We start from the raw sequence: 24384 nt of genomic DNA, 5'->3' as shown, positions 1-24384 counted from the left end.
AATGAACCCCATCAGGGTAACCAGGAGAATCACGAAATGCAGGCACTACAGCGGTTCCGGAAAACGGCCCTCAATTACTCGATTTGCATCATGGTGTTGCCGGTCTGTGCGACGGCTTCAGGCGCCGACGACAAGCCCGGCGTGGCGACCCCGACGCGGAACGTTGTCGAAGTGAATAGCGTGGAGACTTACTCCCCGCCGGCGCGTCACCGCAACATGACCAATCTGTACTGGGGCGATACCCACCTTCATACCGCGGCATCGGCCGACGCGTACACCATGGAGGGTGTCCTTTCGCGCGAGGAGGCCTACCGGTTTGCCCGCGGCGAGGTCGTGACCGCGGCGAACGGCATGAAGGTCAAACTTCGGCGTCCGCTCGACTTTCTCGCGGTGACGGACCATGCGGAGTATCTCGACGTATTTCCGAAACTCGCCAAGGGGGACTCCGCCCTGACAGAGCACTGGGAACTCGGCAAGCGGTGGGCCGGCTATTTCAGGGACAACAAGCGCAAGGAACTTGGACTCGAGTTCGCCTCGGCCGTGCAGTCGACCGATGTGGCCAACATTCCGCCCGAAAAGCTGCGGCGTTCGATCTGGCAGGAAGTCGTCGAGTCTGCCGACCGGCACAACGTGCCGGGCGTATTTACCGCGTTCAGCGGCTACGAATGGACCTCGATGATCACCGGCGACAACCTCCATCGGGTCGTGCTTTTCAAGGACACCATGGACAAGACCGGGCGCATCGTGCCGTTCTCGGCGCAGGACAGCACCGACCCCGAGATGCTGTGGCGTGCACTGGAAGGTTACGAGGCGGCCGGCAGCGGCGAGGTGCTCGCGATTCCCCACAACGGCAACGTGAGCAACGGACGCATGTTCGCGCCGCACACGATCTCCGGGAAACCTCTCGACCGGGCCTATGCACAAGCCCGCATGCGCTGGGAGCCGCTGACCGAGGTGACCCAGATCAAGGGGGACGGCGAGACACATCCGAAACTCTCGCCACAGGACGAATTTGCCGATTTCGAGCGATGGGACGAAGGCAACATCATCCTGTCGGCAAAGAAGACGCCCGACATGCTGCCCTTCGAATATGCCCGCTCGGCCCTGCGCGAAGGTTTGCGTCATCAGCGCAATATCGGAGCGAATCCGTTCAGGTTCGGCATGATCGGCTCGACCGACGCGCACACCTCGCTGGTCACGACCGAGGAGGACAATTTTTTCGGCAAGTTCGCGAACTCCGAGCCGCGCGCCAACCGGATAACGTCGAAAATGGCGCATGTGCTGCAGGAAGACTGGCAACTCGGTGCATCGGGGCTGGCAGCGGTATGGGCGCCCGAGAACACGCGCGAGGCCCTGTTCGACGCGTTCAAGCGGCGGGAGGTGTACGGCACGACCGGTCCCCGCATCCAGGTGCGCTTCTTCGGCGGCTGGAATTTCGCGGCGAAGGATGTGCAGCGCCCGGACTTTGCGGTCGCCGGTTATGAAAAGGGCGTACCGATGGGCGGAGACCTGGGCAGGCAGCCCGGCAAAACCGCACCGACCTTCATGGTGGCGGCGGCACGCGATCCGGATGGGGCCAATCTCGACCGCGTCCAGATCATCAAGGGATGGATCGATGCCAAGGGTGCGACGCACGAGCGGGTCTACGATGTCGCGCTGTCGGGCGGGCGGAAGGTGGACAAACGTACCGGCAAGGCGCCGGCGGTCGGCAGCACCGTCGACCTGCCCAACGCCACCTACACCAACGCCATCGGCAGTCCCGAACTGACGGCGGTATGGATCGATCCGCAATTCGATGCGGCGCAGGATGCGTTCTATTACGCGCGCGTGATCGAGATTCCGAAGCCGCGCTGGACCGTGTATGACGCGCATTACTTCAAGACGGAATTGCCGCCGCGCGTCGCCAAAGTCGTGCAGGACCGGGCCTATACCTCCCCGATCTGGTACTCGGCCATCAACTGATCCCGTCGCGGGGCATGTCTCCGTTGCCCGCGGCTGGTGAACGGGCAGTTTCGGTCATGCGGAAGACGCCCCGCAGCGCATGTGTCCCTTCCGGGTTGGAGTCGAATGCCATGAGACGTTTATTTCACGAACCGTTGCTGCATTTTCTTTTGATCGCCGGCCTGCTTTTCGTTGCCTATGACCTCGTGAGCGGCCGCGACGGCGGCAAGATCATCCATGTCGGCGAGGGTGACCTGCTGCGGCATCTGCAGTTTCGGCAAAAGAAATTCGACGCGGAGACGTCCGGCAGGGTGCTCGCGTCGATGTCACCGGACGAAGTCCGAAATCTGGCACGCGAATATGTGCGGGAGGAGGCGGTGTATCGGGAGGCGAAGGCCATGCACCTCGATCGCGACGACTATGTGGCCAGAATGCGTCTCGTCCAGCAACTGGAATATGTGGTGAAGAGCGGCGTGCCGACCGAAGTGGACGTATCCGACCGCGATATCGCGGACTACTACGAGGCGCACAAGGCCGAGTACTACGTCGAGCCGACGCTGACCTTCACGCATGTCTTCGTCAGCGGTCGTGACCGTACCGGCGACGAGATGGAGAAGGCCGTCGCGCGCGTCGGAAGGGTCTTGCAGTCAAAATCGGCCGACCCGATGCGGGTGGGAATATTGGGCGACCGGTTTCTGTATCACATCAATTACGTCGACAAGCCGCGCAGCGAACTGGTCGGCCATTTCGGCGCCGCAATGATCGACCGTCTCTTCGCCTCCGAGGCGAACGGAACGGTGTGGCAGGGGCCGTTCGAGTCTCCGCACGGCAAGCACTATGTGCTGCTGATGCGAAAGGAGGGCGGCTATCAACCGCCCCTCGAAGCGGTTCGCGACAAGGTCGAAGAATCCTTCCGTTATCAGGCGATGCAGGAGCGCTATGCGGCCTCGGTGCGGGAGATCGTCAACAAATACGAGGTGCGCAGTGAGTACCCGCTGCCGGACCGTACGGGTGGGCAATCATGAAGCGGTTGCGCAATGGTGGTTGGTGGCTGCTACTTGCCTTTTGGACGGGAATCGCGTTCGCCCATGACAGTCGCCCGGTGTATCTGGAACTCAGCCAGAGCAATCCCCTTTCCTTTTCCGGGCGCCTGCAGGTGCCGACCAGCCTTGCCGTCGACGAGTTTCCCGTGCTGGAGGCGTCCCGGGAATGCGCGGTCGCCGCGCAGGGCGGCATCGTTCGCAGCGGCGAGGCATATGTGCAAAAAATTGCGATCGAGTGTGCGTCGGAGGCCCGCGACTTCGTCCTCACGCTGAAATACCCCAAGGGAAACCCTTCGTTATCGACCCTCGTGCGCTACACGGCGTCGGATGGGGCGCAGCACACCGAAATCCTGCCGCCCGACGGGACGACCTGGCAACCTCTCGCGGATCGCCACGCCGGCCTGCCGGTGCTCGACTATCTGGGGGTCGGCGTGCAGCATATTTTGAGCGGTTACGACCATCTGCTCTTCGTCGCGTGTCTGGTCTGGATCGCAGGGACTCGCCGACGCATCCTGATCACCGTGACCGGTTTTACCGTGTCCCACTCCGTAACGCTGGCGCTGGCCGCCTTCGACGTGGTGCAGTTGCCGACCCCGCCCCTGGAGGCCACGATCGCGCTCAGCATCGTCTTTCTCGCCTGCGAAATCGCGAAGGAGAGGCGCGACAGCCTCACGTGGAAATATCCGGTGGCCGTTTCCACCGCCTTTGGCCTGGTGCACGGATTTGCTTTTGCGACGGCGTTGAGCGACATCGGTCTTCCGCGTGGAGAAATGGCGCTGTCGCTGTTCCTCTTCAATCTCGGCGTCGAAGCCGGTCAGATTGCGGTGGTGCTGTTGCTTTGGTGCGTGCAGTGCGTCGACCGCCGTTTCCGCGTCAGTGGCCGCCTCGGATGGGCGCTGACGGGGGCTCGACTGGAGAAGTCGTTGGGCTATGTGATCGGGAGCCTCGCGTCGGTGATGCTCCTGTCGCGTCTGGTTGCGTTCGGCGGGTGAGGTGGAGTGATGGACTTTCGCGTTGCGCTTGCGACAAGCGTGCTGTCTTGCAGTGTTGCCTGCAGTGGTATCGCGTCACCGCCAGAGGGCTTGCCGGAAATGGCCGTTTCGCGCGTGCAGGCCCTGCACGACCGCGCGCAGGCAATGTTAGAGGCCGATGAGGCGGAATTCCTGGAGCGGATGCGTACCCGGCCGGAGTCATTTCGTGACGGCGACCTGTACGTTTCGCTGATCGATGGCGAGGCGCGGTTGCTCGCGTCGAGTGCCCGCGGCGTGGGGGCTGCCGGCGGCGCGGGACGCGACCTGGGGGCGCTGCGGGATTGCACGGGCAGGCTCTTCGTGCGTGAATTTGTCGAATTGGCGCGGATACAGCGCCGGGGCTCCTATGAATACTGCTGGATCAATCCGGAGACCGGGCAGGCGGCGACCAAATTCACCAACTTCAGGAGTGTGGGTGGACGTGTCCTGACGGTCAGCGGCTGGAAATGAGCTGCGCGCCCGCGCCGCGGCCATGCTGCAGTTTGAGACTTTTCGGTCTGCGGTGTGAAAATGGCGACAATGCGCCGGCGCGTGCGCTTTCCGGATACCACGAGGCGTGGCGAAGGCGGGTGCGGAAGGGGAGCGGGCGGACGACTCGGATTCGGGAGGCTGACGGGAAATGTTTTCGGGGGGGGCGCTGTGTCGGTGGTTGCCGGGCATTTTTCTGGCCTTCCTTTCCCTGGCTGCTTGCGGCGCCCAGCCGTACCGCGTGCTGGTGCTCGATCAGGGCGATTATTCCGGCAATGGCCAGGTAACGGATCTAGCCGCATTGCGGGCAGCCATTACGGAAATTTTGCCCCAGTCGGTCGAAGTCTATTCCGAGGGGCTGGATTTGCAGCGCTTCCCGGCGGTGGAACATCAGATGCGCACCATGCGCTGGCTGCGGGAAAAATATCGTGACAAGGTCTTCGACGCGATCGTCACGGTGGGGCCGGAAAGCCTCGATTTCGCAATTCGTTACCGGCGCGAATTCGGTCTTGCGACGCCGATCGTTTTCTCCGGGACCGAAAAATACTACATCGGACGCCTTGCCCTGCCGCCCGGGGTCACCGGTGTGGCGATGGTCTCGTCCATTTCGGATGCCATCGAGCTGGCACGCAAGGTCATTCCGGGAGCGAGCGAGGTCGTCATCCTGGGAGATGCGGAAAGCCAGTCGGATTACCTGCTGGACATCTCGCGCGAGTTCATCGAGGCCAACGTCAATCAGCAAATCAACGTAATGACCGGCATGCCCGTTTCGGCGGTGCGCGAAGCCATCTCGCACCTCGGCGATGACGTGGTCATCATATATCTGGGGATCACCAACGACAGTACGGGACAGTATTTCCTGCCCGACCGACTGCTGGCCGAACTGGTCACGTCAGCGAATCAACCGGTGTTCGTCACCAGACGCAAGTTCATGGGGAGCGGGGCGATCGGCGGTCTCGTCGCCGACTCTGTCGACGGTGCGCGGGAGCTCGCGCACATCGTACGGAGGGTGGTGGTCGACCGCGAGGACGCCTCGGCCATTCCGGTCATGTACCTCGATACCCGCCGTCCCGCGTTCGACATGCGGGTACTCGAGCGTTACCGCGTCGATCCGGAAAGACTGCCGGCAGCGAGCGAAATCCTCTACCAGGAGCCCGGCCTGTGGGAGCGCTATGCCTATCAGATCGTCCTTGTGACCGCCGTCGTGATCGTGCAAACCTGCCTGATCTTCGTTCTCATCTCCGAATACCGACGGCGCAGACGGGCCGAAATGAAATTTCGGCGTTCGATGTTCGATCTCGCGCACCTCAATCGCACGGCGGCGCTGGGGGAGTTGTCGGCCAGCATTTCGCACGAGTTGAACCAGCCGCTCGCGGCCATCATGAGCAATGCAGAATCGATGCAGGTCATGTTGCAGGCGAATCCGCCGGCCATCGAAGAGGCCTCCGATGTGCTGGCGGATGTCCTCAAGGAGAACCAGCGCGCCAGCGACATCATCCGCAGCATGCGCGCGCTGTTTCGTAAAGGCGAATTCGCACCGGTAGCGTGCGGACTGGATCAGATATTGCAGGAGGTGATCCGGGTGCTGTCGTGGCATGCCCGTTCGAAAGATGTCTCGATTTCGGTCGAGGCGGGCGAAGGCGTTTCGGCGGTGGTGGCGGACAGAGTCCAGTTGCAACAACTCGTGCTCAACCTGTTGATGAATGGTATCGAGGCGGCGCAGCAGGCGTCGCCGCCCGCCCGGGGAGAAGTTGTCTTCGGCTATCGAAGCGTGGACGGGAATTCGGTCGAACTGTATGTTCGCGACAATGGCCCGGGGATTCGCCGGGAACTGTTGGGGCGGATTTTCGATGCGCACTTCACCACCAAGGATTCCGGGATGGGCATGGGGCTGGCCATTTGCAGGGCGATCGCCGAAGCGCATGGCAGTCGTCTCGACGTGCAAAGCGCGGCGGGACGGGGGGCGCGTTTTTGTCTGATATTGCCGGCGGCGCTTCCAACATGACAGGCACCATCCATATCGTCGATGATGATGCGGCCTTTCTCAAGGCTGTTTCCCGTTTGCTCACGGCCCACGGCTACAAGATCGCGGCCTATGCGTCGGCGGAGGAGTTTCTTGCCACCGACATCGCAGCCGGGCGGGGCTGCATGATTCTCGATGTGCGGATGAGCGGTATTTCCGGGCTCCAGACGCAGGCGCGGCTGGTCGAACGCGGCGACTTGTTGCCCATCATCTTCCTCACCGGCCACGGCGACATTCCGATGAGCGTGCGGGCGATCAAGGATGGTGCCGTCGATTTCCTGACCAAGCCGGTGCTCGCCAAAGACCTGATGGCTTCCATCGACGCCGCCCTGGCGCAGTACGACAGGGCGTGGTCACAGCATCGGCATGCTGCCGAACTGAAAGCGCGTTACGCCTCGCTGACCGCCCGCGAGAAAGAGGTTTTCGGTGAAATTGTGGCGGGAAAGCTCAACCGCGTCATCGCTTCCGATCTCGGCACTGTCGAGCGCACCATCAAGGCGCATCGCCAGAAGATCATGGAAAAAATGTGTGCGGCCTCACTTGCCGACCTCGTGCAAATGGCCGTTCAGCTGGGCTTCTGAGGGGGAAGCGATGCGATTCAGGACCGCAGCCTGGCGCCCTTTGACATTCCCGGTCGTCGCGTCGCTGCTGATGACGTGCGCGCATGCGGGCATGGGCGGGAACTCTGCCGCGGACGAATCCAGACGTAACGCCGGTTGGACGCCTTGGGGGGCGGTCAAGGAGTCCAACCGGACGGGGTCCATCCCCGCCTGGTCCGGGGGCTTGCCGGCCGACACGCGTCCGCCCGGTTTCGTGCCGGGATCGGGGCGCTGGGCGGACCCCTTTGCCGCCGAGAAGCCGCTGTACACCATTACCGCCGACAACCTCGACCAGCACCGCGACAAACTGAGCGAGACCGCACAGGAATTGCTCCGTCGACGAGCGACGTTCAGGATCGATGTCTATCCGACCCACCGGGTCGTCAATTACTCCGCTTTTTTCCTCGACCACAGCAACCGCAACCGGGCCCGCTGCCGGACGAAGGATGGCGGACTCGCGTTGTCGGGCTGCTTCGGCGGCACGCCTTTTCCCGCCCCCCGGAACGGCATCGAGGCAATGTGGAATGTCCAGCTTGCGCATCGGGCGCCGATGCAATATTCGGCCGAGACGCTGGTGGTCGATCCGGTCGGCAAGGTGTCGGTGACCGGCCGCCAGGAGGTGGCGACCGAGCTTCGCTACCACAACCCGGCTCTCACGCCGGAACAGTACGTGGCCGAGGGCGAGCCCGGCGTGCAGGGATCCGCATTTCATTACTTTCCGCAGCATATCGCCGGGGACCATACCCTGGTCAGTTTCTTTATCGACCCGGTGCGGCAAACCAACACCCTGTACCGCTATCAGCACAAGAACCGCAGGGTCGTGGCGGTGCCGAACGCGCAGTACGATTACCCGATCGTTTCCTCGGGCGGCGGCATGTTCGTCGACGAGTCGGGCTTGTACTTCGGCAAGATGGACCGTTTCGACTTCCGCCTGCTCGGCGTGCGGGAGATGATCATTCCGTACAGCAATTACCGCGCCGCCTACGCCGCGGCAGATCAGCTCGCGACCGATGCGAATCACCCGAACCCGGATCTGTTGCGCTGGGAACTGCATCGGGTGCTCGTCGTCGAGGCGGTGCTGAAGTCGGGCATGCGACACGAGTATGCGCGCCGGCGCTGGTACATCGACGAGGATTATCCGGCATGGGGCATGGCCGACGCCTGGGACCACAGCGGACGTCTGTACCGGGGGTATTTCGGACTGGGTTTCTGGATGTATGACAAGCAGGCCGGGTGGCCGCTGACGGCGATCATCATCGACATGCGGACAGGCAGCTGGATCCTGCCGTTTCATTTCGGCGATGCCGGTCTGGGGATTTCGGTACTCGATTCCCATCGTCCCCGCGACTTCTATTCGGTCGGGAACTTCACTCGCCGGGTCATGCAGTGACGGGCAGGGCCGGGTCCGCCCGGATCAGTATGCCGGGCCTGCACGCGGGCCGCGGGAGGCGAACCCCAGGCGTAGGGTAGCAATGAGCCGCCCGGGGCTTCTGACGAGACATTGACACCCCCTCGGCGGCCGTTATAATCGGCGTATCGACCGACCGGTCGGTTTCATTGTTTTGGGGCGCGTTGCCGCCTCGTGTCCGGCCGGTATCGCGGTCGGGTTTCGCAGCTGCCTGCGGATGATTCGCGGATGCCCGGCCGGCCGCCCTGCGCGCACGCAACGGGGCGGGTCCGGCCATTTCGTACGACGACTGGAGGAGTGAGCATGAATGATGCGGTTAGCGGGAAGGCGTCGGTCGGCGGTCACGCCCTGTCGCCGAAGACCCGGCGCTTTCTGACGGAGACCCGGCTCGGCCATCTGATCGATGGCGAGCTGGTGCTGTCTGCCGACGGCGCCACAATGCCGGTCATCGATCCGAACACCGGCCTGGAGTTCGTCCGCGTGGCGCAGGGCGGTGCGGTGGAGGCGGACCGGGCGGCGCAGGCGGCGCGCAGGGCCTTCGAGGACGGCCGCTGGCGCAACCTACCGCCGATGAAGAAGGAGGCCGTGCTGCGACGCCTCGGCGCGCTGCTCGAGGAGCACCGCGAGGTGCTGATGGATCTCGACATGCTCGACGGCGGCATCATCCGCGCGCAGACGCCTTTCTTCGTGCAGTTCGGCATCGACGTCACCAACTACTATGCCGGCTGGCCGAGCAAGATCGAGGGGGCGATGTCGCCCACCGGCGCGAATCTGGTCGTGCAGCAGGTGCGCGAGCCGATCGGCGTGTGCGGCGTGATCATGCCGTGGAACGCTCCGTCGGCTGTGCCGCTGGGGGTGGTTGCACCGCTCGCGTGCGGCAACTCGGTGGTGCTCAAACCCGCCGAGCAGACGCCGCTGACGGCCTTGCTGTTCGGCATGCTGTGCCTGGAGGCGGGCGTGCCGGCAGGCGTGGTGAACGTCGTGCAGGGGCTCGGCCACTCGGTCGGCGCCGCGCTGGTGGACCATCCGGAAGTCGATTCGATCAGCTTCACCGGTTCGGTGGCGACCGGCAAGCGCATCCAGGCGGCCGCGGCGGCGCACCTCAAGCGCGTGTCGCTGGAGCTCGGCGGCAAGAGTCCGCAGCTGGTCTTTGCGGATGCCGATATCGAACGGGCCTCGATGGCGGCGGCGTGGGCCGTATGGGGCCATTCGGGGCAGATCTGCACGGCCGGATCGCGCGTGCTGGTGCACCGTTCGATCCACGACGAATTCGTGGCGCGCATGGTCGAGGCATCGCGGGCGCTGAAGGTCGGCTCGTGCTTCGACGCCGATACGCACGTCGGTCCGGTGATCTCGCAGCAGCAGCTCGACCAGGTCAGCCGCTACGTGGAGATCGGCCGGGCCGAGGGGGCGACGGTCGCGCTCGGCGGCCGGCGGCACGATGCCGATGGGTATTTCTTCCAGCCCACCATCTTCACCGGGGTGCGCAACGACATGGCCATCGCGCAGGAAGAGATCTTCGGCCCGGTGATGGCGGTGATTCCCTTCGATTCGGACGACGAGGCCTGGGCGATCGCCAATGCCACGGAGTTCGGCCTCGCCGCAGGCGTGTGGACGCGCGATGTCGTACGTGCGCACCGGGCCTCGCAGCGCCTCAAAGTCGGCACCGTGTGGGTCAACACCTACCAGCTCAACGAGACATCGGTTCCTTACGGCGGCGTGAAAGCCTCGGGCTTCGGCCGCAGTCTGGGCGCGGTGTCGATCGAGGAGTTCACGCACGTCAAGAGCGTCTGGTTCAATCTCGACTAGGCGTCCCGGGCCCGTTCGGCCTTTGCGGGTGCCGGTCTTGACGCGCGGCACCCGCGTTGAATCTTTCTTTCGGGGGGATGTTGTGACCATGCAAAACCGGTTGCTGGGCTCGCCGCTGCTCCGGCGCATCGCACCGCTCACGCTGGGCGGCTATGCGCGCTTCAGGCGGGTGATCGAGGAGGACGGCGCGCTGCCGGCGAGGATCAAAGTGTTGTTCGTCGCGGTGGCGGCGACGACCAAGGGTTACCGCGAAATGGCGGCGCGCGAGCTTGCGCGCGCGAAGGAGTTGGGCCTGAGCTTCGACGAGGCGTCGTCGGCGGCGATCGTGCTCAGCAGCGTGCGCGGCGAGGGCGCTGCGCTGTCCTTCATCGATGCGCTGGAGGCCGTCTATCCCGGCGAAACGGGCGGGGAGGAGCCGCTGCGCGAGATCGATGTGGCGCCCGGCGAGGCCGAGAAGAACTTCCTCGCATATTTCGGTTCCATGCCGCCCTCGCTGGGGAAGCTCGCCAGCCTGCTGCCGCTGGGGGCCGATGCGTATTACCTGATGCGCGAGGGCACCATCAACGGCACGCGGCTCGGACCGAAGTACTCGGAGTTGTTGCTGGTGGCCGTGCTGGTCGCGGACTACAGCCCGCTCGCAGCGGTGCACATCAAAGGGGCGCGCACCGCGGGAGCGAGCGAACAGGAAATCGCCGAGGCGGTCGTGTGCACCGTGGCGACCAGCGGTCTGTCGGGGTGGGTCAGCGGCGCGACCGCGATCGATGCGCCGGCCTGATCAACGCTTGTTGAAGCCGTCCAGGAGCAACTGGCACATGGATTTGGCCATTTTCTCCGGCGGCACTTCATTCGCCATGCGCGGATACCACTTGTAGGCCCAGTTGCACATGCCGACGAAGGTGAGGGTGGCGAGCTCGGGGTCCATCTCGCGGAAGTGACCCTTGCTCATCCCGTCGCGGATGATGTTGGTGATGCGCGTGAAGTACTCGCGCCGGCGCTCACGCATCTCGGCGCGCTGCTTGTCCTCCAGTTCGGCGTAATGGTCCATGAAGGCGCGCACGTATCCGGGGTGCAGCGCGATCTCGCGCAGCGTCGAGGTGCAGGCGCGTTCGAGCAGCTCGGCCGGCTGCGCCTCGCCCTGCTGCGGGTCCCCTTGCAGGCCGCCGATCATCGCGTCGATGTGCAGCTGGTGCATTTCGTAGAGGATATCGCCCTTGCTGGCGAAGTAGTGATACAGCGTCGGCTTGCCGAGGCCGACCTCGTCCGCGAGCATCTGCATCGAGGTGCCGTGGTAGCCGACGCGGTCGAACAGCGAGGCGCAGGCCGCGATGATGTCGTGCCGCTTTTCGTCATGTGCCGCCGTCGTGGTGCGGGCGCGCTTCTTTTTGGGCGGCTCCGCCGGCTTGACTGGACTTTTCATATGACTCCCGTGAATCCCGTGTGAAGTGTTGCCGCGGGACGGATTCCGGATTTGCCGCCCCGCGCTGTCGACCCGCCTTCTGTGGGGCTACCCGCCGAGACCCAGCTCGGATGCGACCATCCTGGACAGGCGTTTCTTGTCGATCTTACCGGTTGTCGTATACACGAAATCCGATACCACGAGCAAATGCTCCGGCCATTTCTTCTTCGACAGGCCGATCGCTGCGAGGTGGTCCTTGATCTCGTCCAGTGTGGGCGCCGCATAGCCATCGCGGATCGCGCACACCGCGCAGGCCTGCTCGCCGAGGCGCCGTTCGGGCACCGCGACGATGGAAGTCTGGGCGATCGCGGGATGACGCAGCAGGGCCGCCTCGACCTCGGCGGGGTCGATGTTGTAGCCGCCGCGGATGATCTGGTCCTTGATGCGCCCCACGACCTTGAGGTAACCATCCGCATCGCAGATGATCTCGTCGCCGGTGAGGAAGTAGCCGTCAGCGGTGAGACGGTATTCCTGGTCGCCCAGGCCGCGGCAATAGCCGAGGAACAGCGACGGTCCGCGCACGCCCGCCTGGCCTCGTTCGCCGCGTGGCAGCAGCCGCTGGTCGCCGTCGAAGGCTTCGTCGCGGGTGCCGGGGAAGGGCTTGCCGTCGGAGTGGCTCAGGCGCTCCGGCGTATCCGCGGGGCGGGTCGAGGCGTGCCCCATGCATTCCGACATGCCGAACATGCGCAGCGCGCTGATGCCGAGCAGGTCCTTCGCATCGCGGATCAGCTCCGGCGTCATCGCGCTGCCGCCGACGCCGAGCGCCCTGAGGGGGCTGGGCCGTGTCCAGCGGCCGCTGCGGGCCACTTCGACCAGCGTTGCGAGGTGCGTGGGCACGCAGATGCCCCAGCGGCAGCCGTATTCCTCGATCCTTTTCAGTGTTTCCAGCGCGTCCCACGGATCCACGATGACCAGCGGATGGCCGAGGGCCAGCGAGAAATGCGCGGTGAAGGTGAAGCCGGGCGCGCTGCCCAGCGGCACGACGCCGAGAATGGCGTCGTCCGGCGCGAGAGCGGCGATCTGCTCGCAGGCGCGCACCGTGTAGTTCATCGCCGCTGACGAGTGCATCACGCCCTTGGGCACGCCGGTGGTGCCGGAGGTGAAGCCGATCATCGCCGTCTGCACATCGCGTTCGTCGATGCCGTGCTGCGCCTGCGGCCCGCGATAGCGCAGGTGCAGGCCGGGCACGCCGGGGATGGGATCGCCGTCGCTGTCGCGGATCACGGCGGCATGGCCGAGGCGTTCGTCGAGCACCGTGCGCTCGGCGGCGCCGAGGTCCGGCGTGTAAGGGCAGATGATCGCGTCTGCGGCGGAGATGCCGAGCGCGGCGGCGAGCACCGGAGCGGTCTTGCGCCCCTGCAGCATGACGCGGTCGTGCGGACGCACGCCGGCCGCGAGCAGGGCTGCGGTGACGGCTTGCGCTAGGGTGCGGAGTTCGCCGCGGTTCCAGCGGCGTCCGTCGGCGCCGACCACGGCCAGCGCATCCGGGGCGGCTTCGGCCAACGCCGAGAACTGCCGCCACAGCGATGCGTCGGTCCAGGTCAGGCCGTCCGCGCTGAATGGGGTGGGGCTGCGTTCAGGCAATCGACTGGCCTCCATCGACGAGGAAGGTCTGGCCGGTGATGAAGCTGCCGGCCTCGGAAACGAGCAGGGCGACGGTCGGTGCGACTTCGGCGGGCTTGCCAAAGCGGTGCAGCAGGATGCCGTCGAGGAGTTTCTGCTGGATGCCTTCGGTGAGCGTTTCGGTCATGCCGGTCTCGATCGAGCCGGGGGCGACGGCGTTCACGCGGATGCCGTGGTGCGCCCACTGCGCGGCGAGGTCGCTGGTGAGGTGCACCATCGCGGCCTTGGTCGTCGTGTAGGGCACGACCTGGCCGGCGTCCGGCCGGTAGGAGAGGAACGCGCCCACCGACGATATATTCACCATGCAGCCGCCGCCCTTGCCGATCATGTGGCGCGCGGCGTGGCGGCAGGCGAGGAAGGTGCCGGTGAGGTTCACATCGACGACCTTGCGCCAGCCCGACAGCGGGATCTCTTCCGGCAGGCCCCACCACGAGGCGCCCGCGTTGTTGATCAGGATGTCGAGGCCACCGAGGCGCTCGACGGTCGCAGCGACGGCCGCCTCGACTTCTTCTTCCTTGGCGATGTCGCAGCGCAGGCCGATGGCCTTGGTGCCAAAGCGTTCGGCCAAGCTCGCCGCCATGTCGGCGCATTCCTGTTCGTGGCGCGAGGCCAGCGCGACGCTGCAGCCGAGATCGGCCAGCGTCGCGGCGATGGCCTCGGCGAGCGCGCCGCGGCCGCCGGTGATCAGCGCGACCTTGCCGTCGAGGCGAAACTGGCGGGCGACGAAGCCCGGGGTGAAGTTTTCGCTCACCTTGTTGTCCTTGCGATGCCGGGTTTCAGGCGTTCTGTGTCGCGAGGAGGTCGACTTCCTCGCTGATCAGGGCGATCCGTTTTCCTTTCATCCGCCCGACGTGGGCCACCGCGGCGGCCCACTCGGGGGAGCGCAGTGCCTCATCGAGCACTTCGCGCGAAGGGAAGGTCAGCACGGCATGGCCATCCCAGGCGGGGCCTTCCGGATGATCGTAATCGAACGTCACCTCGCCGTGGCGGTAGGCGGCGAGGCCGGGGAGCTTCTTCGCGTAGTCCGCGTGCTCGCTGCGCCACCAGGTGGTGAATTGCTCGCGCGACCACTCCGGGGGGCGGGTCGCCAGGATGACCAGGCTTGCTGACATATCCCTATCTGCCTCCGTCGATTAGCGGCCGGTCCACTTCGGAGCGCGCTTGTCGAGGAAGGCGCGCACGCCTTCCTTCGCGTCTTCCGAGTGATGGACGACGTTGCAGGTCATGGTCTCGAGCGTGATTAGCGAATCCGTATCGGCGTCGAGGCCGCGGTTCAGCGCCATCTTGGTCATCCACATGCAGAACGGGCTCTTGTCGATCAGCGGCGCGCAGAAGTCCTGGATCAGCTTGTCGAACTCGGCCTGCGGCGCGGCGGCATTCACCAGACCCCAATCGGCGCACTGTACGCCGGTGAGCAGCTTGCCGGTGAGCATCAGCTCCTTCGAGCGGCGCATGCCGATCATGCGCGGCAGGCGGTAGATCGGGCCCGCACCGCCAAACAGCGCGCGGCGGATGTGGAAGTCGCCGATCTTGGCTTCATTGGCGGCGAGGGCGAAGTCGCAGGAGATCATCAGCTCGAAGCCGCCGGCCACCGCGAAACCTTCGACGGCGGCGATGGTGGGCTTCTTCATGTTGAAGATCTTGTCGAAAGTGCGCGCCGAGTCGATCGCGAGCTGCAGCGAAGTGGTCGTCTCCTGCAGCACCGGGCTCACCAGCAGGTCGAGGTCGGCGCCCGAGCAGAAGGTGTTGGCGCGGCCGCGGAACACCACGGCGAGGGCTTCCTTGTCCTCGGCGGCGCGGTCGACCGCCTTCTCGAGTTCCTTCAGCAGCTGGGGGCTGACGCAGTTGCGCTTGTGCGGGCGATTGAGCCAGATCGTGGCAATGCCGTTGGGGGCAACTTCGTACTGGATGACGTCCTTTTCCAATTCCATGACTGTGTCCGCTCCTGTGTGAATTTCAATCCGAACCCGGGCTGGCCCCGGGCTTCATTTAGCACCCGACCGGTCGGTCGGTTAAGTGAAACCTTACCACGGCAACGATATTTGTCAATGCCGTGTTTTCAGAAAATCTCGAACAGGCCCGCGGCGCCGATGCCCCCGCCCACGCACATCGTCACGACGCCGTATTTTGCCTTGCGGCGGCGGCCTTCGAGCAGGATGTGGCCGGCCATGCGCGCGCCGGACATGCCGTAGGGGTGGCCGACCGCGATCGCGCCGCCGGAGACGTTCAGGCGCTCGTCGGGAATGCCGAGCGTGTCGCGGCAGTACAGCACTTGCGACGCGAAAGCTTCGTTGAGCTCCCACAGGTCGATGTCCTCGACTTTGAGGCCCGCCTGCGCGAGGAGCTTCGGTACCGCGAGCACGGGTCCGATGCCCATCTCGTCGGGGTTGCAGCCGGCCACCGCCATGCCGCGATAGCGCCCGAGCGGGATGAGGCCGCGCCGTGCCGCTTCGCCCGCTTCCATCAGCACCAGCGCGGCGGCGCCGTCGGAGAGCTGCGAGGCGTTGCCGGCGGTGACGTAGCGGCCTTCCTTGAGGACCTGGCCGCCCTTGAACACGGGCTCCAGCTTCGTGAGGTCTTCGAGCGTGGTCTGCGGGCGGTTGCCTTCGTCGCGATCGAGCCTCACCGTCTCGAACACAGTGCTGCCGCTGGCCTTGTCGAAACGTGCCATGACCGATTCCATTGGCACGATCTCTTCGGCAAAGCGCCCTTCGGCCTGCGCCCGCGCGGTGAGCTGCTGCGAGCGCAGCGCGTATTCGTCCTGGCGCTCGCGGCTGATGCCGTAGCGCTGGGAGACGATCTCGGCCGTCTCCAGCATCGACATGTAGAGCGCCGGGACGCGTTCGTCGAGCACGGGGTCCTGGATGCGGAACATGTTGTAGTGCTCGTTCTGCACCAGCGACACGGATTCCACGCCGCCCGCGACGGCGACGTTCATGCCGTCGACGATGATCTGCTTCGCGGCGGTGGCGATCGCCATCAGGCCCGAGCCGCACTGGCGGTCGATGGTCATGCCGGGCACGCTCGTCGGCAGGCCGGCGCGCAGCGCGGCCTGGCGCCCGACGTTGAAGCTCGTCGTGCCCTGCTGGATTGCGCAGCCCATCACGACGTCTTCGACGGCGTCGGACTCGACCGCAGCGCGGTCCAGCGCGGCGCGCACGACGTGGCCGGCCAGCGCCTGGCCCTGGGTGTTGTTGAAGGCACCGCGATAGGCCTTGCCGATCGGGGTGCGGGCGACGGAAACGATTACCGCGTCACGCATCTTGTGCGCTCCCTGTTAGTGGTTGGTGGGTTGAGGTTCGTCATGTTGCGTTCAAGGGGCAGGCGCGGCGGCGCCGTCCCAGTCCTGCCCGCAGGCGGCCGTCTTCGCGAGCAGCGGCGACGGCGTCCAGTACTCGCCGTGCTGCCGATGAAGGGCGAGCACGCGCTGGTACACCGACGCCAGTCCGGTCTCGACGGCCCACTGCATGGGGCCGCCGCGGCTGGCCGGGAAGCCGTAGCCATTCACGTACACGACGTCGATGTCGCCGGCACGCTGTGCCACGCCTTCCTCCAGGATGCACGCGCCTTCGTTGACCATCGCGCACAGCAGGCGGTCGAGGATTTCCGTGTCGGGAATGTCCCGGCGCACGATGCCGAGCTCGGCCGACACGCCGGCGATCAGGGTCTCGATTTCCGGGTCGGGGATCGCCTCGCGCCCCTTGTAGAGGTAGTAGCCGCGTCCAGTCTTCTGCCCGAAGCGGCCCATCTCGCAGATGCGGTCGGCGATGGGCGAGTAGCGCAGGTGGGCGGGACGGGTCAGGTTTTCCTGCCGGCGGATGCGCCAGATCACGTCGAGGCCGGCCATGTCGCGCATCGCGAAGAGGCCCATCGGGAAGCCGAAGTCGGTGAGCACGCGGTCGATCTGCGCTGGCGTGGCGCCTTCTTCCAGCAGGAAATCGGCCTCGCGGCCATAGGCGCCGAGGATGCGGTTGCCGATGAAGCCGTAGGCATTGCCGGCGATGACGGAAATCTTGCGCAGAGTCTTGGCGACGCCCAGCGCGGTGGTGAGCGCTGCTGCGCCGGTGCGGGGCCCGCGCACCACTTCGAGCAGGCGCATGACGTTGGCGGGGCTGAAGAAATGCAGGCCGACGACACGGTCGGGGCGAGTGGTGGCGCCGGCGATGGCATCGACGTCGAGCGTCGACGTGTTGGTGGCGAGCACGGCGTCCGGTTTCGCGATGCCGTCGAGGCGCCTGAACACGTCCTGCTTGACGGCGAGGTCCTCGAACACCGCTTCGACGATGAGATCCGCGTCCGCCAGCGCCGACCAGCCGGTGGCGGTCTGGATGCGCTGGAGCGCGGCGTCGGCCTTCGCCTGGGGCAGGCTGCCGCGGCTCACCGAGGTGGCGTAGTTGGCGGTGATGGTCTTCATGCAGCGCAGGAGGGCTTCCTCCGAGGTGTCCAGCAGGGTCACGGGGATGCCGGCATTGGCGAAGCTCATCGCGATGCCCGCTCCCATCGTGCCGGCGCCGATCACGCCGGCAGTGCGCACCGGCGCCGCCGTCGCGCGGGACGCGTCGCGGAGCTTTCCGGCGGCACGCTCGGCAAAGAACAGGTGGATCAGCGCGCGGCACTGGTAGCTGTGCTCGCACTCGCGGAACGCCTCCTTCTCGAGGCGGAAACCTTCGGCGAAACTGACGCGGCAGGCGGCCTCGATGCAGTCGACGATCTTCCTCGGCGCGAGCTGGCCCTTCCACTTGCGCGCGTTCTTCTCGCGGAATGCGTCGAACAGCGCGGGATCGACGTCGCGGATCTTGTCGGTCGCCTCGCTGAGCCGGCGTGCACGCAGGGTGCCGCTGACGACATCCTGCGCCATCGCGAGCGCGTCTTCGAGCAGCGGGCCCGACGCGATGCGGTCGATGACGCCCCATTCGTGCGCCTGGCGGGCGGCGACCGGATGGCCGCCGGTGGTGACGGCGAGGGCGACCTCGGGGCCGGCCAGGCGCGTCCACCATTGCGTGCCGCCGCCGCCGGGCATGAGGCCGAGCTTCACTTCGGGCTGGCCGATCTGCGCGTCGGGGCTGGCGATGCGCCACTGGCAGGCCAGCGCGAGTTCCAGGCCGCCGCCGAAGGCGCTGCCGTGGATTGCTGCGATCACGGGTTTGGAGCTGGCCATCAGCGCGTCGATGATCGCGTACAGGCTCGGCTCTTCGTAGGGCTTGCCGAAATCGTTGATGTCGGCGCCGGCGACGAAAGTCGCGCCGCCGCCGATGATCACCAGCGCCCGCACCCGCGGGTCGGCGAGCGCGTGCCCGATGGCGGCCATCAAACCGCTGCGCACGGCCAGGCTCAGCGCGTTCACCGGCGGATTGTCGACGGTCGCCACGGCGATGTCGCCATGCAGCGCATAGCCCACGGCAGGGCGCTGCGCGGCCTGCGGCACGCCGCCTTCGGCGGGGGCGCTCATTGGGCCTCCAGCAGCACGCCTGCCCCCATCCACGCGGCGATGCCGGCGCACGGGACTGCACACAGGATGGCCTCGGCCAGTTCCTCGTCGCTCGCGCCGACCGCGCGCGCGGCGCGGATGTGGGTGGCCGCCATCGGGCTGTAGTCGGACGCGAGGACGGCGACCAGCATCAGCTCGGCCGCCTTGCGGTCGAGCTGGTTGCAGTCGATGGTGCCCTTGCGCATCAGGAAATAGCCGTCCGCGCCTTTGGGTGCGAGCCTGAGCAGCGTCGCCAGCGCAGGTGGGATGGTGCCGAAGTAGGCCTTGAAGTTCGCCTCGGCTTCGCCGGGGTTGGCGCGCACCAGCGGCGCATCCGGCACGGTCGCCGGTTGCTGCGGATACACGGCATGGAGCAGGGCGTCGAAGGCGAGCGCCGCACCTTCGCCACGCAGGCTGCTCAGCAGGATCAGTCCGCTGGCCGCCTCATTGAGCGGCAGGCCGCGCGCTGCCGCGCGTTCGAGTTCGCTGCGCGCCAGCTCCCGGTAGCCGCGGTTGCAGGCCGCGACCGCGGCGAGCAGGCACTTCAGTTTCGCGGGCAGCGCTCCATCGGTTTCGATCACCTCGCGGAACAGGGCGTACCCCGAACGCGTGAAGGGTGCGAGTTGTTTCAGGAGCTCCGACTGGAGCAGGGCATTCGGTTCGGTCACCTTGGTCTCCCGGGTGTGTGGTCGGCTGCAGTCTGGAGCGCTGCCGCCGTCGTGCCGGACGGCTACGTCCGGCGGTCGATCACGGCAGGTTGGCAGTCTGCAGCAGGTTGGACAAGTCCCTTCGCGTAAAAGCCTACCGACCGGGCGGTCGAGTGTCAATGACCAGATGGCGTCCGGGATTCGTCGGGAACGCGGCGCAACGCGGGCCGCATTTTTCATGTTGACAGCCGACCGGTCGGTCGATAACCTTTCTCCGGACAGCTGGTGCTTTGCCCTGCCCGCATGCGGGGTGTGGATCGACCGAACGTACGGGCGATTTATGCGGCCAGACCGCGTAGTCGAACGGCCCCGGCAGGCGGGGGGCGAAAAAAGAAAAACGCGGGTTTCTGTGTCCACGACGCGGAGATCCTGGGTAGCGCCAATTCGCATCCTCGCGGTGCCAACGACGGATAAAGAATGCCATGGGTGAAATAGCAAACAGCGCGATACAACTGGATGCCGTGCTCGGCGAGTCGCCCACGGGTGTCGAGCCCAAGGCCTATATCGGCGAGGTGGGCGAGATCCGCCAGGTCGCCCGGATCGACGAAGGGCGTCTGCACGACTGGCTGCGCGGGCATCTGCCGGATTTCCGCGGGCCGCTGACGGTGCGGCAGTTCCAGGGGGGGCAGTCGAACCTGACCTACCTGCTCGAGACGCCGCAGACCAAGTACGTGCTGCGTCGCCAGCCGCCTGGCGTGCTGCTGAAATCCGCCCATGCGGTGGACCGCGAATTCCGCGTCATCGACGCCCTGTCGCGCATTCCGGGCTTCCCCGTGCCGCAGCCTTTCACGCTTTGCGAGGACCGCGAGGTGCTGGGCAGCATGTTCTATGTCATGCGCCATGTGCCGGGGCGGATCTTCTGGAACTGTCGCATGCCGGACCTCACGCCGCAGGAGCGCGCGGCGGTGTTCGATTCGGCCAACGAAACCCTTGCGCGGCTGCACAAGGTCGATTACGCCGCGCTCGGTCTGGCGGATTTCGGCCGCCCGGGGAATTACTTCGAGCGTCAGATCTCGCGCTGGTCGCGCCAGTACGACCAGTCGCGCATCGAGACGATTCCCGAAATGGATTGGCTGATGGCCTGGCTGCCGTCCAACGTGCCGGAAGAAGACGGACTGTCGTCGATCATCCACGGGGATTACTCCTTCCACAATCTGCTGATCCATCCCACCGAACCGCGGGTGGTGGGCGTCGTGGACTGGGAGCTGTCGACGCTCGGGCATCCGCTCGGCGACCTGATGTATCACACCATGGAGTGGTACCGACCGCCCGGTGTCGATGCGCGCGGCACGCTGCAGGACGCCGATCTCGCGGCGCTGGGGATCCCGACACTGACGGAATACATCCGGCGCTATGGCGAGCGCACCGGCTTCAAGGTCGATGCGACGCTGCCCTTCTACCGCGCGTTCAACCTGTTCCGCACTGCGGCAATCCTGCAGGGCATCGCCTTCCGCCTGCAGGAAGGCAACGCCGCGTCGGCCAATGCCGAGGAAATCACGGCCAATCTCCGTCCCCTGGCGAAGGCGGCGTGGCGGTTCGCGAACGGGGGCGGCGGCTTCTGAAACGGGCGGGGTTCCGGCACGGCGGCGGCGCCGACACGGCCCTCTTTCCACTCGCGGCCGGCGGCCACTTCCGGCGGCGGCGAGCCCCTGCAGCGGGAGCCGCCGTGGGCGCGTCCGCTTCCGACTGTGACCATTGCGCAGGAAATGTCATGACCGATCCGATAACCGAAGCCCGGCAGCGGGCCGAAGGCCTCAAGGCGGCGATCCGCAGCTTTTACGACGGGGTGATGCCCGTGGACCTGAAGCGCAAGTCGCGGCTGCACCAGGTGCTGGACAAGGACGACTACGTCCGCTGGATGCGCCTGCTCAACGATCAGGGCTGGGCCGTCGGGCACTGGCCGAAGGAATATGGCGGCCAGGCGTGGTCGCTGCTCGAGCGCTTCTCCTTCGAGGATCAGCTCGCACGGCTCGGCTGTCCGTGGGTGATCCCCTTCGGCGTCAAGTACGTGGGGCCAGTGATCTATGCCTTCGGTTCGCCGGAGCAGAAGGCGCGCTTCCTGCCGCGCATCGCGACCACCGATGACTTCTGGGCCCAGGGGTATTCGGAGCCGGGCGCGGGCTCCGACCTTGCGGGCCTGCGCACCGAGGCGATCCGGGTGGAGTCGAGCGAGGGCGACCACTATGTCGTCAACGGCCAGAAGGTGTGGACGACCTACGCGCAATGGGCGGACTGGTTGTTCTGTCTCGTGAAGACGGCGCGCGGCGAGCAGGCGCAGAAGTCCATTTCCTTCCTGCTGATCGACATGCGCAGTCCGGGCGTGACCGTGAAGCCGATTCCGACCATGGACGGCTATCACCACGTGAACGAGGTGTGGCTCGAAAACGTCCGCGTTCCCGCCGAAAACCTCGTCGGGGCCGAAGGGGAGGGGTGGACCTACGCCAAATACCTGCTCAAGAACGAGCGCACCGCGGGTGCCATCGTCGGCATGGCGTGGCACGCGCTGGAGCGTCTGAAGGGTCTTGCGGCAGAGGCTGCACCGGCCTCGCGCGACCGCCTCGAAACCCGCATCGGCGAGCTCGAGCTGCGCTTCATGGCACTCGAAGTGGCGTCCTACCAGGCGGTGGAGTCGATGATGCGCGGCACCGAGCACGGCGCCGAGGCCTCGCTGATCAAGCTGCGCGGCACCGAGCTGTACCAGCACATCGCCGAAGCGGCGGTCGACACCCTGGGCCTGGCAGGCGTCGCCTGGGACGCGGCGGCCCTGCATGCCGCAGCGCCGCCGCCGCTGGGGCCGGAGGATGCGGGCGGCATCGTCAAGGATCATTTCTACAACCGCGCCGCGACGATCTTCGGCGGCGCCTCCGAGATCCAGCGCAACATTGTTGCCAAGGGAGTGTTGGGGCTATGAACATGGATCTGGAAACGGCCGCGATGCTGCGCGACAGCGCGGCGCGCTATGCGGCGGACAATTACGGCTTCCTGCAGCGCCACGCCGTGCTCGGCGAGGCCACCGGCTACAGCGCCCGCGCGTGGCGCGATTACGCCGAACTGGGCTGGCTGGCGCTGCGCCTGCCGGAGACCCACGGCGGTCTCGACGCCGATCCGTTGGCGGTCGGCGCGCTGATGGAAGTGGTGGGCAGCCGCCTGCTGATGGAGCCGGTGCTGGCCAGCGCCATCGTCGGTACCGGGTTGGTGGTGAAACTCGGCAGCGAGGCGCAGCAGGCGGCGCTGTTTCCGGGGCTCGCCGACGGCTCGCTGCGGCTCGCCTTCGCCGATGCCGAGCCCGCCGACAGTCCCTGCAGGGTGCGCGGCGGACGCCTGTCGGGCAGAAAGATATCGGTGCTGCACGGCGACGTCGCCGACCGCCTGATCGTCTCCGCGCTGGATGACGCCCACGGCGGCAGGCGGCTCTACCTCGTCGATCCCGCAGCGGGGGAAACGGAGATCACGCGCTACCGGCTCGTGGATGGCCGGGGTGCGGCGAACCTGCATTTTGCCGGTGCGCCCGCCGAGCCGCTCGGCGCAGACGCGGCGGCGGTCGAGGCGGCCCTTGCGGAGGTGCTCGACGAGGCGGCCGTGGCGGCCTGCGCCGAGGCGCTCGGTGCCGTGCGCGTGCTGGTCGCGACCACCTGCGATTACCTCAAGATCCGCAAGCAGTTCGGACGTGCCGTCGGCACCAACCAGGCCCTGCAGCACCGTGCCGTCGATATGTTCCTGTTGCAGGAAGAAGTCGCCGCGCTGACCCTGGCGGCGCAGCAAGCGCTCGGTCGGCCGGCCGCGGAGCGGGCGCGCGTGGTCAGCGGCGCGAAGGCCTACATCTGCAACGCAGCGCGCCACGTGGCCAACGAGGCGGTACAGATGCACGGCGGCCTGGGCGTCACCGAAGAGCTGGACGTGAGCCATTATTTCCGCCGCCTGATGGTCAATGCGGCGTTGTTCGGCAGCCGCGACGAGCATTTCGCCCGTTACCTCGCGGCCGGCCGGAACGGGGCGGCAGGGGGGATGCACGCATGAGTATCTCGAATGCCGCAGGGCTGTTCGACATATCGGGAAAAATCGCGCTGGTCACGGGCGCTTTCAGCGGCCTCGGCCGCGACTTCGCCGAGGCACTCGCGGGAGCCGGGGCCGTGGTCGTCCTCGCCGGCCGGCGCATCGACCAGGGGCGCGACGTCGCGGCCGGGCTGGTTGCGGGCGGACACCTGGCGCATGCGGTGGCCATGGACGTGACGCGCGCCGAAAGCGTGAGCGAGGCCCTGGCGTGGATCGTCGCCAACGTCGGGGTGCCCGACATCCTCGTGAACAATGCCGGCGTGACCCTCACGAAACCGCTGCTCGACGTCGACGAGCAGGACTGGGGCAGCATCATGGACGTCAATCTCGACGGTTCGTGGCGGGTCGCGCAGGGCGTGGCGCGGGCGATGAAGGAGGCCGGCCGGGCCGGCAGCATCATCAACATCGCTTCGATCCTCGGTTTGCGCGTGGCACAGCAGGTGCCGGCCTACGCGGCATCGAAGGCGGCGCTGATCCAGCTCACGAAAGCCATGGCGCTGGAACTCGCCCGCTATGGAATTCGTGTCAATGCGCTGGCGCCGGGCTACGTCGAAACGCCTCTCAACCGGGATTTCTTCGCCACCGACGCGGGCAAGGGCCTGATAAAGCGCATTCCCGAGCGCCGTCTCGGGCAGAGCGCGGAACTGGTCGGCCCGCTGCTGCTGCTCGCTTCGGCTGCGTCCTCCTACATGACCGGCGCGGTGCTGGTGGTCGACGGCGGTCATACTGTGAATACGCTGTGACAATCCGTTGACA

General features: G+C 66.2%; 21 protein-coding genes. 13 read left to right on the top strand and 8 right to left on the bottom strand.

From position 1 onward, the window contains the following. Positions 1–36: 36 nt before the first annotated feature. The 9 genes from F464_RS0110605 to F464_RS0110565 all read left to right on the top strand — a co-directional run bounded on the left by F464_RS0110605 (position 37) and on the right by F464_RS0110565 (position 11097). A complete protein-coding gene (locus tag F464_RS0110605) occupies positions 37–1962 on the top strand; it encodes a DUF3604 domain-containing protein (RefSeq protein WP_198292256.1) in 1926 nt (641 codons plus the stop codon). Between the two features lie 56 nt (positions 1963–2018). Then, positions 2019–2966: a peptidyl-prolyl cis-trans isomerase gene (locus F464_RS0110600; RefSeq protein WP_157353685.1), complete on the top strand. Its 948-nt coding sequence runs from the start codon at positions 2019–2021 to the stop codon at positions 2964–2966. After that, on the top strand, positions 2963–3976 hold the full coding sequence (locus tag F464_RS29900; RefSeq protein WP_084600470.1) for a HupE/UreJ family protein: 1014 nt from the start codon (positions 2963–2965) through the stop codon (positions 3974–3976). Before F464_RS0110600 ends, F464_RS29900 begins: the two co-directional genes overlap by 4 nt. Before the next feature lie 9 nt (positions 3977–3985). After that, positions 3986–4465 (top strand): cache domain-containing protein, encoded by a 480-nt coding sequence (locus tag F464_RS28285; RefSeq protein ID WP_018989782.1) that lies wholly within the window; start codon positions 3986–3988, stop codon positions 4463–4465. A 169-nt stretch (positions 4466–4634) separates the two neighbouring features. Beyond that, entirely contained in the window at positions 4635–6488 is a 1854-nt protein-coding gene (locus F464_RS0110585) for a sensor histidine kinase (protein ID WP_084600469.1), read from the top strand. Then, on the top strand, positions 6485–7087 hold the full coding sequence (locus F464_RS0110580) for a response regulator transcription factor (protein WP_018989780.1): 603 nt from the start codon (positions 6485–6487) through the stop codon (positions 7085–7087). Before F464_RS0110585 ends, F464_RS0110580 begins: the two co-directional genes overlap by 4 nt. 10 nt (positions 7088–7097) lie before the next feature. Further along, positions 7098–8495 carry a DUF1329 domain-containing protein gene (locus tag F464_RS0110575; RefSeq protein WP_088179115.1) on the top strand — a complete coding sequence of 466 codons (1398 nt, stop codon included), beginning with the start codon at positions 7098–7100 and terminating at the stop codon, positions 8493–8495. A 321-nt stretch (positions 8496–8816) separates the two neighbouring features. Further along, positions 8817–10322, top strand: a complete 1506-nt coding sequence (locus F464_RS0110570) for an aldehyde dehydrogenase family protein (protein WP_018989778.1) — start codon at positions 8817–8819, stop codon at positions 10320–10322. Between the two features lie 88 nt (positions 10323–10410). Then, entirely contained in the window at positions 10411–11097 is a 687-nt protein-coding gene (locus F464_RS0110565; RefSeq protein WP_018989777.1) for a carboxymuconolactone decarboxylase family protein, read from the top strand. Here F464_RS0110565 and F464_RS0110560 read toward each other — a convergent pair whose 3' ends face one another. The 8 genes from F464_RS0110560 to F464_RS0110525 form a co-directional block, all read right to left on the bottom strand. Then, complete coding sequence (locus F464_RS0110560) at positions 11098–11739, bottom strand: TetR/AcrR family transcriptional regulator (RefSeq protein ID WP_018989776.1); 642 nt, start codon at positions 11737–11739, stop codon at positions 11098–11100. 87 nt (positions 11740–11826) lie between these two features. Next, a complete protein-coding gene (locus F464_RS0110555) occupies positions 11827–13362 on the bottom strand; it encodes a class I adenylate-forming enzyme family protein (RefSeq protein WP_018989775.1) in 1536 nt (511 codons plus the stop codon). After that, positions 13355–14152, bottom strand: coding sequence for an SDR family NAD(P)-dependent oxidoreductase (locus F464_RS0110550; protein WP_018989774.1), 798 nt, complete (start codon positions 14150–14152; stop codon positions 13355–13357). The genes F464_RS0110555 and F464_RS0110550 overlap by 8 nt, the downstream gene beginning before the upstream one ends. A 25-nt stretch (positions 14153–14177) precedes the next feature. Continuing rightward, positions 14178–14513, bottom strand: a complete 336-nt coding sequence (locus F464_RS0110545) for an EthD domain-containing protein (RefSeq protein ID WP_018989773.1) — start codon at positions 14511–14513, stop codon at positions 14178–14180. A 21-nt stretch (positions 14514–14534) separates the two neighbouring features. Further along, positions 14535–15332, bottom strand: a complete 798-nt coding sequence (locus tag F464_RS0110540) for an enoyl-CoA hydratase/isomerase family protein (protein WP_018989772.1) — start codon at positions 15330–15332, stop codon at positions 14535–14537. Between the two features lie 128 nt (positions 15333–15460). Then, positions 15461–16663 (bottom strand): acetyl-CoA C-acyltransferase, encoded by a 1203-nt coding sequence (locus tag F464_RS0110535; RefSeq protein ID WP_018989771.1) that lies wholly within the window; start codon positions 16661–16663, stop codon positions 15461–15463. 51 nt (positions 16664–16714) lie between these two features. After that, positions 16715–18850, bottom strand: a complete 2136-nt coding sequence (locus F464_RS0110530) for a 3-hydroxyacyl-CoA dehydrogenase NAD-binding domain-containing protein (protein ID WP_018989770.1) — start codon at positions 18848–18850, stop codon at positions 16715–16717. Continuing rightward, positions 18847–19536, bottom strand: coding sequence for a carboxymuconolactone decarboxylase family protein (locus F464_RS0110525; protein WP_018989769.1), 690 nt, complete (start codon positions 19534–19536; stop codon positions 18847–18849). The genes F464_RS0110530 and F464_RS0110525 overlap by 4 nt, the downstream gene beginning before the upstream one ends. A 461-nt stretch (positions 19537–19997) precedes the next feature. Between F464_RS0110525 and F464_RS0110520 the strand changes: the two genes are divergently transcribed. From F464_RS0110520 to F464_RS0110505, 4 genes are all read left to right on the top strand, one after another. After that, on the top strand, positions 19998–21137 hold the full coding sequence (locus tag F464_RS0110520) for a phosphotransferase family protein (RefSeq protein WP_018989768.1): 1140 nt from the start codon (positions 19998–20000) through the stop codon (positions 21135–21137). Positions 21138–21286: 149 nt separating this feature from the next. Continuing rightward, positions 21287–22486 carry an acyl-CoA dehydrogenase family protein gene (locus F464_RS0110515; RefSeq protein ID WP_018989767.1) on the top strand — a complete coding sequence of 400 codons (1200 nt, stop codon included), beginning with the start codon at positions 21287–21289 and terminating at the stop codon, positions 22484–22486. Then, positions 22483–23592, top strand: a complete 1110-nt coding sequence (locus F464_RS0110510; RefSeq protein ID WP_018989766.1) for an acyl-CoA dehydrogenase family protein — start codon at positions 22483–22485, stop codon at positions 23590–23592. The genes F464_RS0110515 and F464_RS0110510 overlap by 4 nt, the downstream gene beginning before the upstream one ends. Then, positions 23589–24371, top strand: coding sequence for an SDR family NAD(P)-dependent oxidoreductase (locus tag F464_RS0110505; protein ID WP_018989765.1), 783 nt, complete (start codon positions 23589–23591; stop codon positions 24369–24371). Before F464_RS0110510 ends, F464_RS0110505 begins: the two co-directional genes overlap by 4 nt. Positions 24372–24384 lie beyond the last annotated feature (13 nt).

Source organism: Aromatoleum toluclasticum ATCC 700605, assembly GCF_000378245.1.
Taxonomy (GTDB): Bacteria; Pseudomonadota; Gammaproteobacteria; order Burkholderiales; family Rhodocyclaceae; genus Aromatoleum; species Aromatoleum toluclasticum.
Note: the sequence above shows the minus strand (reverse complement) of the source record. Positions and strands in the feature narration are given on the sequence as shown.

Coding starts and splice junctions, on each gene's coding strand:
- F464_RS0110545 (WP_018989773.1), bottom strand. CDS start 14,513: ATGTCAGCAAGCCTGGTCATCCTGGCGACCCGCCCCCCGGAGTGGTCG.
- F464_RS0110510 (WP_018989766.1), top strand. CDS start 22,483: ATGAACATGGATCTGGAAACGGCCGCGATGCTGCGCGACAGCGCGGCG.
- F464_RS0110505 (WP_018989765.1), top strand. CDS start 23,589: ATGAGTATCTCGAATGCCGCAGGGCTGTTCGACATATCGGGAAAAATC.
- F464_RS0110515 (WP_018989767.1), top strand. CDS start 21,287: ATGACCGATCCGATAACCGAAGCCCGGCAGCGGGCCGAAGGCCTCAAG.
- F464_RS0110585 (WP_084600469.1), top strand. CDS start 4,635: ATGTTTTCGGGGGGGGCGCTGTGTCGGTGGTTGCCGGGCATTTTTCTG.
- F464_RS0110580 (WP_018989780.1), top strand. CDS start 6,485: ATGACAGGCACCATCCATATCGTCGATGATGATGCGGCCTTTCTCAAG.
- F464_RS0110540 (WP_018989772.1), bottom strand. CDS start 15,332: ATGGAATTGGAAAAGGACGTCATCCAGTACGAAGTTGCCCCCAACGGC.
- F464_RS0110600 (WP_157353685.1), top strand. CDS start 2,019: ATGCGGAAGACGCCCCGCAGCGCATGTGTCCCTTCCGGGTTGGAGTCG.
- F464_RS0110535 (WP_018989771.1), bottom strand. CDS start 16,663: ATGCGTGACGCGGTAATCGTTTCCGTCGCCCGCACCCCGATCGGCAAG.
- F464_RS0110575 (WP_088179115.1), top strand. CDS start 7,098: ATGCGATTCAGGACCGCAGCCTGGCGCCCTTTGACATTCCCGGTCGTC.
- F464_RS0110560 (WP_018989776.1), bottom strand. CDS start 11,739: ATGAAAAGTCCAGTCAAGCCGGCGGAGCCGCCCAAAAAGAAGCGCGCC.
- F464_RS0110530 (WP_018989770.1), bottom strand. CDS start 18,850: ATGAGCGCCCCCGCCGAAGGCGGCGTGCCGCAGGCCGCGCAGCGCCCT.
- F464_RS0110520 (WP_018989768.1), top strand. CDS start 19,998: ATGGGTGAAATAGCAAACAGCGCGATACAACTGGATGCCGTGCTCGGC.
- F464_RS29900 (WP_084600470.1), top strand. CDS start 2,963: ATGAAGCGGTTGCGCAATGGTGGTTGGTGGCTGCTACTTGCCTTTTGG.
- F464_RS0110605 (WP_198292256.1), top strand. CDS start 37: ATGCAGGCACTACAGCGGTTCCGGAAAACGGCCCTCAATTACTCGATT.
- F464_RS28285 (WP_018989782.1), top strand. CDS start 3,986: ATGGACTTTCGCGTTGCGCTTGCGACAAGCGTGCTGTCTTGCAGTGTT.
- F464_RS0110570 (WP_018989778.1), top strand. CDS start 8,817: ATGAATGATGCGGTTAGCGGGAAGGCGTCGGTCGGCGGTCACGCCCTG.
- F464_RS0110565 (WP_018989777.1), top strand. CDS start 10,411: ATGCAAAACCGGTTGCTGGGCTCGCCGCTGCTCCGGCGCATCGCACCG.